This window comes from Luminiphilus sp. nBUS_16 (assembly GCF_051201645.1).
Lineage (GTDB): Bacteria > Pseudomonadota > Gammaproteobacteria > Pseudomonadales > Halieaceae > Luminiphilus.
This window is the reverse complement of record NZ_CP179205.1, coordinates 983,863-996,221: the sequence shown is the minus strand read 5'-3', so window position 1 is coordinate 996,221 and position 12,359 is coordinate 983,863. Positions and strand designations below refer to the sequence as shown.

The 12,359-nt window shown below is 52.6% G+C and carries 13 protein-coding genes; 3 read left to right on the top strand and 10 right to left on the bottom strand.

The genetic code is table 11. The features are described 5' to 3' along the window. The first annotated feature begins 17 nt into the window (after positions 1–17). Entirely contained in the window at positions 18–512 is a 495-nt protein-coding gene (locus ACMAY6_RS04520; RefSeq protein ID WP_435214821.1) for a MaoC family dehydratase, read from the top strand. Positions 513–537: 25 nt separating this feature from the next. Beyond that, positions 538–1,686: an acyl-CoA dehydrogenase family protein gene (locus tag ACMAY6_RS04515; protein WP_435214820.1), complete on the top strand. Its 1,149-nt coding sequence runs from the start codon at positions 538–540 to the stop codon at positions 1,684–1,686. A gap of 1 nt (position 1,687) precedes the next feature. Here the strand turns inward: ACMAY6_RS04515 and ACMAY6_RS04510 are convergent, their stop codons facing one another. After that, positions 1,688–2,359, bottom strand: coding sequence for a nitroreductase (locus ACMAY6_RS04510; RefSeq protein ID WP_435214819.1), 672 nt, complete (start codon positions 2,357–2,359; stop codon positions 1,688–1,690). Positions 2,360–2,368: 9 nt separating this feature from the next. Next, positions 2,369–3,265, bottom strand: a complete 897-nt coding sequence (locus tag ACMAY6_RS04505) for a hydroxymethylglutaryl-CoA lyase (protein WP_435214817.1) — start codon at positions 3,263–3,265, stop codon at positions 2,369–2,371. 273 nt (positions 3,266–3,538) lie between these two features. On the opposite strand from ACMAY6_RS04505, the gene ACMAY6_RS04500 reads away from it, so the two are divergent. Then, the gene (locus ACMAY6_RS04500) at positions 3,539–4,138 is read left to right on the top strand and encodes an isochorismatase family protein (protein ID WP_435214815.1); all 600 of its coding nucleotides are present in this window, start codon (positions 3,539–3,541) and stop codon (positions 4,136–4,138) included. Here the strand turns inward: ACMAY6_RS04500 and ACMAY6_RS04495 are convergent. The 8 genes from ACMAY6_RS04495 to lpxD are packed head-to-tail and all read right to left on the bottom strand — an operon-like array spanning position 4,130 to position 12,347. Beyond that, positions 4,130–4,417: a DUF1244 domain-containing protein gene (locus ACMAY6_RS04495; RefSeq protein WP_435214813.1), complete on the bottom strand. Its 288-nt coding sequence runs from the start codon at positions 4,415–4,417 to the stop codon at positions 4,130–4,132. The genes ACMAY6_RS04500 and ACMAY6_RS04495 overlap by 9 nt on opposite strands. A 4-nt stretch (positions 4,418–4,421) precedes the next feature. Beyond that, positions 4,422–4,898 carry an NUDIX domain-containing protein gene (locus ACMAY6_RS04490; protein ID WP_435214812.1) on the bottom strand — a complete coding sequence of 159 codons (477 nt, stop codon included), beginning with the start codon at positions 4,896–4,898 and terminating at the stop codon, positions 4,422–4,424. Beyond that, positions 4,873–8,334, bottom strand: a complete 3,462-nt coding sequence (dnaE, locus tag ACMAY6_RS04485; protein WP_435214810.1) for a DNA polymerase III subunit alpha — start codon at positions 8,332–8,334, stop codon at positions 4,873–4,875. The genes ACMAY6_RS04490 and dnaE overlap by 26 nt, the downstream gene beginning before the upstream one ends. A gap of 24 nt (positions 8,335–8,358) precedes the next feature. Then, positions 8,359–8,958: a ribonuclease HII gene (rnhB, locus tag ACMAY6_RS04480; protein WP_435214808.1), complete on the bottom strand. Its 600-nt coding sequence runs from the start codon at positions 8,956–8,958 to the stop codon at positions 8,359–8,361. After that, positions 8,951–10,081: a lipid-A-disaccharide synthase gene (gene lpxB, locus ACMAY6_RS04475; RefSeq protein WP_435214807.1), complete on the bottom strand. Its 1,131-nt coding sequence runs from the start codon at positions 10,079–10,081 to the stop codon at positions 8,951–8,953. Before lpxB ends, rnhB begins: the two co-directional genes overlap by 8 nt. A gap of 17 nt (positions 10,082–10,098) precedes the next feature. Continuing rightward, the gene (lpxA, locus tag ACMAY6_RS04470) at positions 10,099–10,869 is read right to left on the bottom strand and encodes an acyl-ACP--UDP-N-acetylglucosamine O-acyltransferase (protein ID WP_435214805.1); all 771 of its coding nucleotides are present in this window, start codon (positions 10,867–10,869) and stop codon (positions 10,099–10,101) included. Between the two features lie 3 nt (positions 10,870–10,872). After that, positions 10,873–11,304, bottom strand: coding sequence for a 3-hydroxyacyl-ACP dehydratase FabZ (gene fabZ / locus ACMAY6_RS04465; RefSeq protein WP_435215946.1), 432 nt, complete (start codon positions 11,302–11,304; stop codon positions 10,873–10,875). Beyond that, a complete protein-coding gene (gene lpxD, locus ACMAY6_RS04460; RefSeq protein ID WP_435214804.1) occupies positions 11,304–12,347 on the bottom strand; it encodes a UDP-3-O-(3-hydroxymyristoyl)glucosamine N-acyltransferase in 1,044 nt (347 codons plus the stop codon). The genes fabZ and lpxD overlap by 1 nt, the downstream gene beginning before the upstream one ends. Between the last annotated feature and the right edge of the window lie 12 nt (positions 12,348–12,359).

The following is a 12,359-nucleotide window of genomic DNA, read 5'->3' as shown; positions in this document are numbered from 1 at the left end:
AGAAGGAGTCTGCCAAGGTGAGTGACCAATCAGTAATGGAACGTTATGCAGCTATGCCGGGACGGTACTTCGACGATTTTACGGTTGGCGATGTCTATCATCACTTGCCAGGACGGACCCTTTCCCAGCAAGACAATGCCTGGTTTACGTTACTCACTATGAACACACATCCTTTGCACTTTGACGAGGAATACGCCGCTGCCACAGAATTTAAGAAACCGTTGATCGCCAGCCCGCTGACGGTGGCCGTTGTGGTCGGCATGAGTGTTTCAGATGTCAGCGCCAAAGCCATAGCTAATCTCGGTTGGAAAGACATCAAACTTACTAAACCAGTCTTTCCCGGCGATACGCTTTATGCCAACACAGAGGTTCTGGGCAAGCGCGAGTCCAAGTCACGGCCCAACGCAGGGATCGTCACGGTACTCACTCGAGGCATTAATCAACACGACGTTGAAGTGTGTGTCTTTGAACGACAGATGCTGGTTCCTAAAAACCCCGAGCCTACTGCCTAAAATATTGTTCACCTTTGGAGTTAGCATGAACACAGAACACGACACTGAACAGCAAATTCTCGCAACGATCGACAAATGGGTAGAACGGGAGCTGCGGCCTATCGCTAGAGAGTTTGATCAAGCCGACGAATACCCCAGCGAACTCGTAGAGCAGATGAAAGGGCTTGGGCTGTTTGGCGCCACCATCTCTGAGCAGTACGGTGGGCTGGGGTTGAGCGCCAGTACCTACGCCAAAATCGTCTCGCGAATTTGTGAAGTCTGGATGGCACCATCCGGCATTTTTAACTCGCACCTCATCATGGCCAATTGCGTTGAGCGCGGCGGCACCGAAGCGCAAAAAGAATACTACTTACCACGTTTTGCCACAGGTGAGTTAAGGGGCGGCATTGGCCTGACAGAGCCTGATGCTGGCTCTGACCTCCAGGGCATTCGACTCCAGGCTAAGCGCCAAGGTGACCATTACGTTTTAAATGGCACCAAAACCTGGATCTCTAATGGCATCAACGGTAACTGCCTCGCGGTATTGACCAAAACCGACCCTGAGATTGAACCTAGACACCGCGGTATGTCTTTGTTTCTTTGTGAAAAAGGTGAGGGCTTCTCGGTGGGCAAGAAGCTCAAGAAACTGGGCTATCGAGCCATCGACAGTGCGGAATTAATTTTCGACGATTTCCACGTCTCAGCGGATAACCTCATCGGTGGCGAAGAAGGTCGTGGTTTCCAGCAGGTTGCCGGGGGACTGGAACTCGGTCGAATTAACATCGCTGCCAGAGGAGCAGGCATGGCTAAAGGCGCGACCGAAATGGCACTGCGCTATGCGATGGATCGCAAGACATTCGGAAAGCCAATTGCAGAACATCAGGCTATTCAACTGAAGCTTGCAGAGATGTCTACCCGTGCTGCCGCAGCGGAATTACTGGTTAAGCAAGCGGCCAATAAATTTGACCAGGGGGAACGCTGCGACCTTGAGGCGGGCCAAGCTAAATTTTTCGCCTCGGAATCAGCCGTGCAAAACAGTTTGGATGCCATGCGAGTCTTTGGCGGCTACAGCTACTCTCCAGAGTATGAGATCGAGCGTTTCTACCGAGACGCACCGCTGCTGTGCATCGGTGAAGGCACCAACGAGATACAGCGCATGATCATTGCCAAACAGATGGTCGCCAGAGCGTCTTAACCTAGTCAGTGACAAAGGTCGTGAATGCCTCGACAGCGATACGCTCGGTACGGTAACCGTTAATGATCGCCTCACTCAGGGGGTAGCCCAAGGACATTCCACAAACTAGCATCTGTTCATCTGGCGCACCCAATAGTGGCATCACTGAATCGTAATAAGGACAAAAAGCAGCCTGAGCACAGGTTTCAAGCCCTGCACCCCGAGCGCTTAACATGACGCTCTGAATGAACATGCCGTAATCGAGCCAGCTGCCCAGTTCCATATCACGGTCAATCGTAAAGAACAGGCCCACCGGGGCCCCAAAGAACTGATAGTTGGTCACACGATAATCTTGCACCGCGGCGGTATCGGCCTTGTCGATTCCCAACAGGCCGTACAATCCAAAACCGGTTTGTCGCCGTCGGCCGATATAAGGTTGTCGCCAGGCTTGGGGATAATAGTGATACTCCGACTTCCCCTCGTCCCCCGAGAGGTAACGCGCGGTACATGCTTCGGTAATTCGATTTTTAGCGGCACCCGTCACCACATACACATGCCAAGGCTGAATATTAGAGCCCGAAGGAGCCCGACTGGCAGTACCAAGAATCGAGGTAATCAGCGTACTAGCGACGTCTCGATCGGCATCGAAAGCTCGAATGCTTTGGCGACCTTCAATGGCCTGCGAGACATCCATTACCAACAATTAGGCCGATTGACGACTGAGCCAATAATGACTGCGCCCCCCCTGCGGAGCACCGAACAACTCACTAAGCAAAGCCACCGACTCAAGCAATTTCGGCATCTGAATCCCAGTTTTATAGCCCATAGATTCACACAGCAGCACCACATCTTCAGTCGCTACATTGCCCTTAGCCCCAGGCGCAAATGGACAGCCACCTAACCCACCCGCTGAACTATCAAACTGACGAACCCCGGCTTCAATTGCTGCGTAAACATTGGCAATAGCAAGAGCCCGAGTATCGTGAAAGTGACAGCCAAGATCTTGATGACCATAGCGAGACACCAGCGTCGACATAAGGTCGTGTACCTCTTTTGGGTTCGCTGCGCCAATCGTATCGGCGATCATCAGGCGAGCCGGATTACCGCGCATCAAGCGGTCTACCTGTGCCAAAACAGTTTTCTGGGCAACAGGGCCTTCGTAGGGGCAGACAAAGGAAACCGCGAGATAAACATGAATATCGACTCCATCGCTCTGGGCGCGCTGGAGAATGTCCTCGGCCATTAAAAACGTCTCTTCAAGACTCTTTTTAATGTTGTTTTGATTCATTTGCTCCGTTGCGGATATGGCGATAGCGTAAGTCCGCATACCCGCGGCCAACGCCAGTTCATAGCCTTTCATATTGGGCACTAGCACGGAGTAAGCCAAATCAGCAGTGGGTAGCTGCGCCGCCAAGACATCAGTTCCCGCCATTTGAGGTACGGCTTTTGGAGAGACAAAACTGCCAATCTCAAGTTCAGGAACGCCGGTCACGGCAAGGCTTTCAATCAGGCGTTGCCGCTGCTCGAGAGTTAATTGCTGCGGCTGGGCTTGTAAACCATCTCGAGGCGCCACTTCTTTAATCAAAATTTGGTTAGTCATGACGACCTCTCTGTTGTCTAGGTAAAACAGCATCCGGTAACCCTTTGAGCGTAGGGAAAAATATCCAACGGCCAAAAAGCGTTGCTGACGTTAAGAATAACAGCCGTTGTACGGCCAGCACCACACAGTGGACCCCATTAGCGCTGCCTGAGAATCCATAGCAGCGCATTTTTGCCAGATTACTCGTGAAAGTTTATCGACGGCGAGGTACTGTAACCGAGCAATAGGATTATTGTTGCTCTAAAGTATCCGGCGCTTTAAAGGGGAATAGTCTTGAAGCCAGTAAAAGCATTGCAACGAAAACCGCTGGGGCTGGGTCAGCAACCTGCCCTGCTCATTGTAGACGTTGTCAACGGTTTTACCGATCCCGCTTGTCCTCTTGGTACCGAGGCCGATAGCGTCGTTGCCGCCAATATCACACTGATGAAAGCGTTCCACGAACGCGGCCTGCCCGTATTTCTGACCACTGTTATTTATAGAAATGAGCAGCAGGCGCGCGTATTTCGTGACCGCCTACCCGCTCTTGAGTTACTGACGCCGGAGTCGGACTGGGTCAAGTTCGATGACCGCCTGCCAATGGCTGATTCTGATATTGTCATTGAAAAAACACACGCCAGTGCTTTTCACGGCACGACACTAAGTGCGAAACTTGCAGAAGTGGGTGTCGACTCCCTAGTTGTGACCGGCCTTACCACCAGTGGCTGTGTTCGCGCTACCGCCGTAGACGGTCTACAAAACGGCTATCGCATTGTGGTTCCCAGAGAGGCCGTAGGCGATAGAAACCACAATGCGCACGATGCCAATTTGTATGATTTAAACGCCAAATATGCTGACGTTTTGACAGTAAATGAAGTTATCGCACAGCTACTTTGAGGCGTTGGCAGCGTCAAAAGCGGCCATCTGCTCGGCGGTCGCCTCCGTCTGGTATTGTGCTTTCCAATCACCATAGGGCATGCCATAAACCAGCTCACGAGCGTGATCGAGCGCAACCGACTCCCCCTGCTCTTCAGCTGCAGCCACGTACCACTTAGAGAGGCAGTTGCGGCAAAAACCCGCGAGAGTCATGAGCTCTATGTTTTGAACGTCTTTTCGCCCATCCAAATGGGCAAGCAAGCGGCGAAACACCGCTGCTTCAATAGCATCGTTAGACATGTCCTCAGCGCCTCAGCCTTTTATTTACCATACGACTAAAATCTTTTGCCTGGTCAGGATAACGCCACTTTAAATTCGCGAACTCCTCGGTGGAGAAGAAGTCGACATTGCTGACCTCTAAGGGCGCGCGAACCTCAGGCGTTGGCTTGCCCACAGGCGAACACCAATACAAATGAAAGCCATTTTGAAAGACGGCCGCAGTGTCCTGGGCGGACACGGCAACGTTGGTCTCCTCCCAAGTTTCCCGTTCTGCACCGCACTGTGCTGACTCGCCAGATCTCACGGTGCCACCCGGTGGACCCCACGTTCCCAACGCTTCCACCAATAGCACCTCTTTGTTGTGTATCACCAAGCAGCCCGCCGTAAACGCCTCATCACCCCCTTCCTTGACGGTGCAGTCGGGTGCGAATTCGCAGCCAACCAATAAAGCAGATACAACAGCCACTAAAAAACCTTTACCGCTCGTAGACAATTTCCACATGTTCTCCTCCAACGGTTCCCCTGAGTCTTTCTAATAAGTCGTCGCTAGGATTCACTCGCCACTGATCTCCCAGTGCTACGCGAGCTGATCCCTTAGGTTGAAAATAATCAACCGTAACCGGACAGTCACCTTCACTTGAAGTCAGCAACGCCTCTTTAATCAACTGCCTCAACTTTCGGTCAAGCCCACCATCGAAAACCTCTAAGCGTATCTCCCTGACTCGCGAGAGTCTTGCCTGCTCTAACGAACGAATTTCTCGAGCTCGCATGGACAACCCACCCGAATATTCGTCACTTTGAACTCGACCACTTAGCAACACAATACGGTCCTTAACCAAAAGTTCTCTATGCTCAGTGTACGCCTCTGCATACACCGTTGACTCGATTTGTCCTGTATTGTCGTCCAATTTTAGGACCGCCATCACACCTCTTTGGGTCTTTATGGTCCTGATATCAACAATTAAGCCTGCGACAGTAATGTTGTTGTCCGGTTGCAGATCCCGCAGACGGCGTGGCGCAAATTTGCGAACCTCAGCCTCGTACTCTTGAATCGGATGCCCGCTGAGAAAACTACCCACACTCTCCTTCTCACCGTTGAGAATCTCTTTCAGCGTCCAAGGGCGTACCCCGCGATGTTCAGCATAGGGGTCACCATCGGCGGTGGGCGCTACGTCCCCAAAGAGATCGGTCATCCCCGCCTCATTGTTTGCCACGGTTTGCTCTGCCGCACGCAGCGCATCATCTAGCGCTGCCAGCTGAGTCCATCGCTCAACGCCAAAGCCGTCAAGAGCACCACTTTTTATTAAAGCTTCAAGGGCGCGTCGATTAACTTTGCGAGGGTCTGTCCGTGAGCAGAGGTCAAATAGATCGGTAAAGGCGCCGCCTGAACTCCGCGCTGCCAGCAGGTTTTCAACAGGGCCCTCACCCAAGCCCTTAATTGCCCCCAACCCATAAACAATTTCATTATCTGGGTTGACCGTAAATAGGTATGCCCCCTCGTTAACCGCAGGCAAGCGTAAGGCAACGCCCATCGATTTACACTCATCTCGCAAGGTCAAGAGTTTGTCGGTGTTATCAAGTTCTGAGCTCATAACCGCAGCCATGAACTCCGCGGGAAAGTGTGTTTTTAACCAAGCAGTTTGATAAGACACCAACGCATATGCTGCTGAGTGTGATTTGTTAAAACCGTAACCGGCGAACTTTTCCACCAAGTCAAAGATTTTCATGGCCAAGTTAGGATCGATGCCTTTGGCACTGGCCCCTTCCTCGAAAACTGAACGCTGCTTGGCCATTTCCTCTGGCTTTTTCTTACCCATGGCACGCCGTAGAAGATCAGCACCACCTAGGGTGTAGCCAGCCAGCTCTTGAGCAATCTGCATCACTTGTTCCTGATACAAAATAATGCCGTAAGTAGGTTCTAAAATAGGCTGCAAAGAGTTGTGCTGATAGGACGCATCCGGATACGCCAGGGCCTCACGGCCGTGCTTCCGGTTAATGAAGTTATCCACCATGCCAGACTGCAGTGGACCCGGTCTAAATAGGGCTACCAGGGCAATAATGTCCTCGAAGGAGTCGGGCTGAAGGCGCTTAATTAGATCTTTCATCCCCCTAGATTCAAGCTGAAAAACCGCCGTAGTTTCAGCGGACTTAAGCAGAGTAAATACCTTGGGGTCATCAAGGGGAATTTCACTGATATCGAGCTTTCCAGCCGGCTCATGGGCGCGGGCTTTGTTGATCATGGCGACAGCCCAATCGATAATTGTGAGCGTACGAAGACCCAGGAAGTCGAACTTTACAAGCCCAGCCTCCTCAACATCGTTCTTGTCATACTGGGTAACAAGGCCCCCACCCTCTTCATCACAATACAGCGGTGAAAAATCGGTCAATCGAGAGGGCGCGATCACCACACCACCCGCATGCTTTCCAACGTTTCGGGTTACCCCCTCCAGCTGGACCGCCATATCCCAAATCTCTTGGGCCGAACCATCGTCTTTGAGCAACTGAACTAAAGCATCTTCCTGTTCGAGCGCTTTTTCTAGGGTAATGCCCACCTCAAAAGGAATGAGTTTAGACATTTTATCGGCGAGCCCGTAGGGCTTATCCTGCACCCTCGCCACATCGCGAACCACCGCTTTTGCAGCCATCGTACCGAAGGTTATGATTTGAGAGACCGCTTCCCTGCCGTAGGTATCTGCCACGTACTCAATGACCTCATCGCGACGATCCATACAGAAATCAACGTCGAAGTCGGGCATTGATACACGCTGAGGATTGAGAAATCTCTCAAACAGCAAATCGTAAGCCAGAGGATCAAGATCCGTAATTTCCAAGACATACGCCACGAGAGAACCTGCTCCCGAGCCGCGACCGGGGCCCACCGGAATGCCCTGCTGTTTACCCCAACGAATAAAGTCCATGACCACCAAAAAGTAGCCGGGAAAGCCCATTTCATTAATGACGCCCAACTCAAAATCTAGCCGCTCTCGGTACTCTGCAACCGTTGCAGGATCAGTGAGCTGCAGCTGCTCGAGGCGCCGATTCAAGCCCTCATGGGACAGCTGGCTCAGGAAGTCTTCGATGGTAGTGCCGTCAGGGACAGGAAAATCCGGAAGACTGGGCTCACCCAGGGGAATAGTAACGGAACAACGCTTGGCGATTTCAACGGTGTTGGTGAGGGCTTCAGGTAGGTCACTGAACAACTCAAACATCTCTTCAGGAGAGCGTAAGTATTGCTGCTCAGAATATTGCCGAGGTCTACGAGGGTCATCAAGGGTGCGGCCATAGCCGATGCACACCCTGGCCTCGTGGGCCTCAAATTCATCCGAGGTTAAAAATCGCACATCGTTGGTCGCAACAACCGGACACCCTAGTTCTGCCGCGAGTTCAACAGCCGCATGCAAGTAATCCTCCTCACCCAAGCGACCGGTGCGATGTACCTCGATGTAAAATCGACCGGGAAATGTCGTCATCCACCGCTGTAGCGAGGCTCGAGCTTCTTCCTCATGGCCGTTGATAAGTAGCTGGCCAAACTCTCCCTGACAACCCCCAGACAACGCCAAAACACCCTCTGCATGTGCGTCAAGCCAGTCCCGGTCTATCCGGGGGGAACCGTGATACTGCCCCTCACGCCAGGCTTTTGAAATCAGCAGCGTCAGGTTCTGATAGCCCTGCTCATTCATCGCGAACAGCGTTATGGGCTTGGGGCGGTCGCGATCCTCAATGTCCTCAACCCATAAATCGACACCCACAATTAATTTCAATCCGGCCTGCTGAGCAGCCTTGTAGGCTTTAATTAAACCGTAAAAATTAGTGGCATCGGTCACGGCAACCGCGGGCATACCCTGAGCCGCCACTTCAGCCATAAGCTTGGGTATCCTGACCAAACCATCGACCAGAGAGAACTCGGTGTGCAGACGTAAGTGTACAAATTGCTTCATAGGCAAAAGCTATAGGACAGTGGGCTAGGTAAGCAAGCGTTTTACGGGCGCAAAGCTCTTTCTATGCCACGGCGTCACGCCCAAGCTTGCCAGAGCGGCCATATGCTCGCGGGTGGGGTAACCCTTGTGACGGGCAAATCCATAGCCGGGATACTGATCGTCTAACGCCATCATTTCAGCATCTCTTTGTACCTTTGCCAAAATTGAAGCCGCACCAATACTAACCTCTAGAGCATCACCGCCGATGATTGGCTTGGCGTTGTATGACCAGTGAGGCAATCGATTGCCATCGACCAAAACTAAATCGGGCACCAATGACAGACCATCGACTGCTCTGTGCATGGCCAATAACGACGCCTGCAAAATATTAAGCGAGTCGATTTCTGCCACGGATGCTCGGGCAACACACCAAGTAAGGGCGCTAGATTTAATAGCAGCCGCAAGCTGCTCACGACGCTTTGCCGACAATTTTTTTGAATCTGTGACCCCTTCTGGAGCTTGACCGCTAAAGATGACGGCCGCTGCCACGACATCACCGGCCAAAGGCCCTCGGCCTACCTCATCGACGCCGGCAATCCACTGGTAGGAAGTTTCAGACTCCGGAGCTCTCAATATCTCAGCCACGCTTCGAATTCACCAGACTATCAAGGGCATTCGCACTGCGATCAGCAAAGCCACCACCAATCTGCGCAGCCAACTCATCAAATACGGGAATCTGTTGTTCCATCCCACGCTCCAAGACAGTTTCCACCTGACGCACCAATTCCCCGGGGGTCGCGGCATCCTGAAGTAGCTCTGGCACCACCTCCCGACCTGCGAGGACGTTGGGCAGCCCGACAAATGGGGTGATCGCCATGCGTGACAAAATTTGCCAAGACAGCCAGGGCATGCGGTATGCCACCACCATAGGTCGACGAAGCAACATGGCTTCAAGGGTCGCTGTACCGGAAGCCAGCAACACAGCATCGCTGGCCAGCATCGCTTCTCGACCTTGGCCTGAAATAACCGTCACCGAAAGCTCAAGCGCCTGTGTAACCGCCTCAATTTGACGTCTGCGATCATCATTGGCCGCTGGAATGAGAAAATGGAGATTTGGGTGCTGAGCAGCCAAGGCCGCCATGGTCTGGCCGTAGATAGCCATCAGCGAAGCCACCTCCCCGGCGCGACTACCGGGCAGTACCGCCAGCACTTTGGCATCGTTTTGCAATCCAAATTTTGCCCGCTGCACCGCCCGACTGGGCAATTCAGCGAGTTCCTCAATCAGTGGATGACCGACACAAATCGCCGGCACCCCTGCGGCCTCATAAAACCGAGTTTCAAACGGTAACAAGCAAAGCATTAGATCAACCGCTGCTGCAATTTTCCGAACTCGCCCCGGCCGCCATGCCCAGACAGAAGGACTCACCAGGTGCGCCGTTGTCAGGCCTTGAGCGCGCAACTGCCTTTCCAGAGTGAGATTAAAATCAGGACTGTCTATCCCAAGAAAACAGTCTGGACGCCAGATTACTTGCTGCTCGAAGGCCTGACGTCTGACTTTTAGCAATTCAGGAAGACGCTTGAGCGGATCGACGATGCCAAAGACCGAGAGACGATCCATTGGGTGTGATGAAACTAAGCCCTGTTCGGCTAATCCGTCACCGCCAATACCGCGGAGCTGCACGTGTGAGTGACGCCGCCGCAGCTCTTTTGCCACCGACGCCCCCAGGATGTCTCCTGAAGCCTCACCTGCCAGAATCCCGAGACGCATGACGTGCTCGCCCCCAATCAGCGGACGATGCCACGCTCTGAATTGATCAGGCTGTCGACAAGCATCTGTAATTCGGGAGTTTCTTTGACCATTCCCTCCAAGCGCTGTACCGCGTTGTCGAGGGTCAGGCCCTGCCGATAAATAATTTTATAAGCTCGCCGCAACTCCGCTACGGTATGACTACTAAAACCTCGCCTGCGCAAACCTTCTGAGTTAATCGTCTTAGCCTCAGCAGGACTGCCCGCTACGGTCACAAAGGCGGGCACATCTTTTCCTATGGCAGTGCCCATACCGCTGAAACTGTGGGCACCGATTTTGCAGAACTGATGCACCAGCGTATAACCACTGAGGATAGCCCAATCCCCCACTACGACATGACCCGCCAGCGCAGTGTTGTTTACAAGAATCGTGTTGTTACCGACCACACTGTCGTGACCCACGTGAACGTATGCCATGATCAGATTGTGATCACCTAATTGGGTCACGCCACGATCCTGCACAGTACCTCGATGAATGGTGACATTCTCGCGAATGATGTTGTCATCGCCAATCAGCAATTCAGTCGGCTCATCATGGTATTTCAGATCGGGCGTGGCCTCCCCTACGGTACTAAATTGGTATATATGATTTCTGGCGCCAATCGTTGTGGGCCCGCGAATAACCACATGGGGTTCTATGATGGTGTCAGGCCCTATCTTTACGTCAGGGCCAATCACCACATAAGGGCCAACCGTTACCGAGTCGGAAATTTCGGCTTTGGCATCAATAATGGCAGTGGGATGGATCACAGCCTAACGGTCTGCGCAGAGGATAGTAGCCGAGGCGCAGATGGCACCTTCGACTTCAGAGCGCACGTCAAATTTCCAAATACCGCGTCGCTCACTGACAATGTTTGCGTATAGGTTGACACAATCTCCGGGAACGCAGGGGCGTTTAAAACGGAGTTTGTCTACGCCTACTAGATAATAGACGGATCCATCCTTTGGTGTTTTACCCATGGTTTTGAAGCCCAGTATGCCCGCCGCTTGCGCCATCGCTTCAACCAACAAGACACCGGGGAATACGGGGTTTTCGGGGAAGTGGCCATCAAAATAAGGCTCGTTGATACTGAGGTTTTTGTAGGCGTGGATTGACTCGCCAAGCTCTAAAGCCATGACTCTATCGACCAGTAAAAATGGATAGCGGTGCGGGAGGTGCTCTCGAATAGCAGCGATATCCATAATCATGACCCTTTCTCCTCACCCTCAGTAATTTCAAAAGACTGTTTTTCCAAGGCCTTTACGCGACGGGCAAGCGTGGCGAGCTGCTCGAATCGAACCGCGTTCTTACTCCAGTCTCGATAGGGCTGTATCGGTGTGCCTGACGCATACAAGCCAGGCTCTTCAAGAGACTTACTGACTCTCCCCTGCCCATTAACGTGAACATTGTCAGCAATAGTGATGTGATCACTGATACCAACCATCCCCGCGAAGGTGCAGTCTTGACCGATAACGGTACTGCCACCAACACCACTGCAAGCAGCAAACGCCGTGCGCTGTCCAACCTGCACGTTGTGTGCCAGGTGCACCTGATTATCCAAAATAGCGTTATCTTCAATGACCGTGTCCTCAAGGGCACCTCGATCGATCGTACAACCAGCACCAATCTCGACACGGTGACCAATTCGGACACCGCCCATTTGCAATATTTTCACCCAGCCATCATCTTCAGAGGGTGCAAAGCCAAAGCCATCAGCGCCTATCGTCGCATTGCTGTGAACAATACAGTGATCACCAATCACGACACTGTGATACAAAACGGTATTGGGATACAGACGTGTGTAACTGCCGATTTGAGCGTGATGCCCTATGTAGACACCGGCACCTATCATCGCGCCATCGCCGATAACGACACCTTCTTCCAGAACTGCATTCGCACCCACACTGACACCGCTACCCAAGACGGCCGTGTCGTGAACAACGGCACTCCCATGGACCCCGGCAGTAGGAACGGGGCGATCATCAAAGAGTTGCGTAGCACGAGCAAAGCTCAAGTAAGGATTGTCGCTGAGTAGTGTCGCCCCCGACCAGCTCTCCGACCATTCTGGGCGCAAGATAAGTGCACCCGCCTGCGTCGTGCTGGCATGGGATAAGTGTACTTCCTTAACAACAAAGCTAAGCTGAGACGCGCCAGCCGTTGCGAGCGGCGCAATACCATCGAGCTCAATATCGGGCTCCCCAAGGAGCTCAAGATTCAGTCGCTTAGCAATGTCACCCAGCTTCAGCAAAGGAAGTTGACT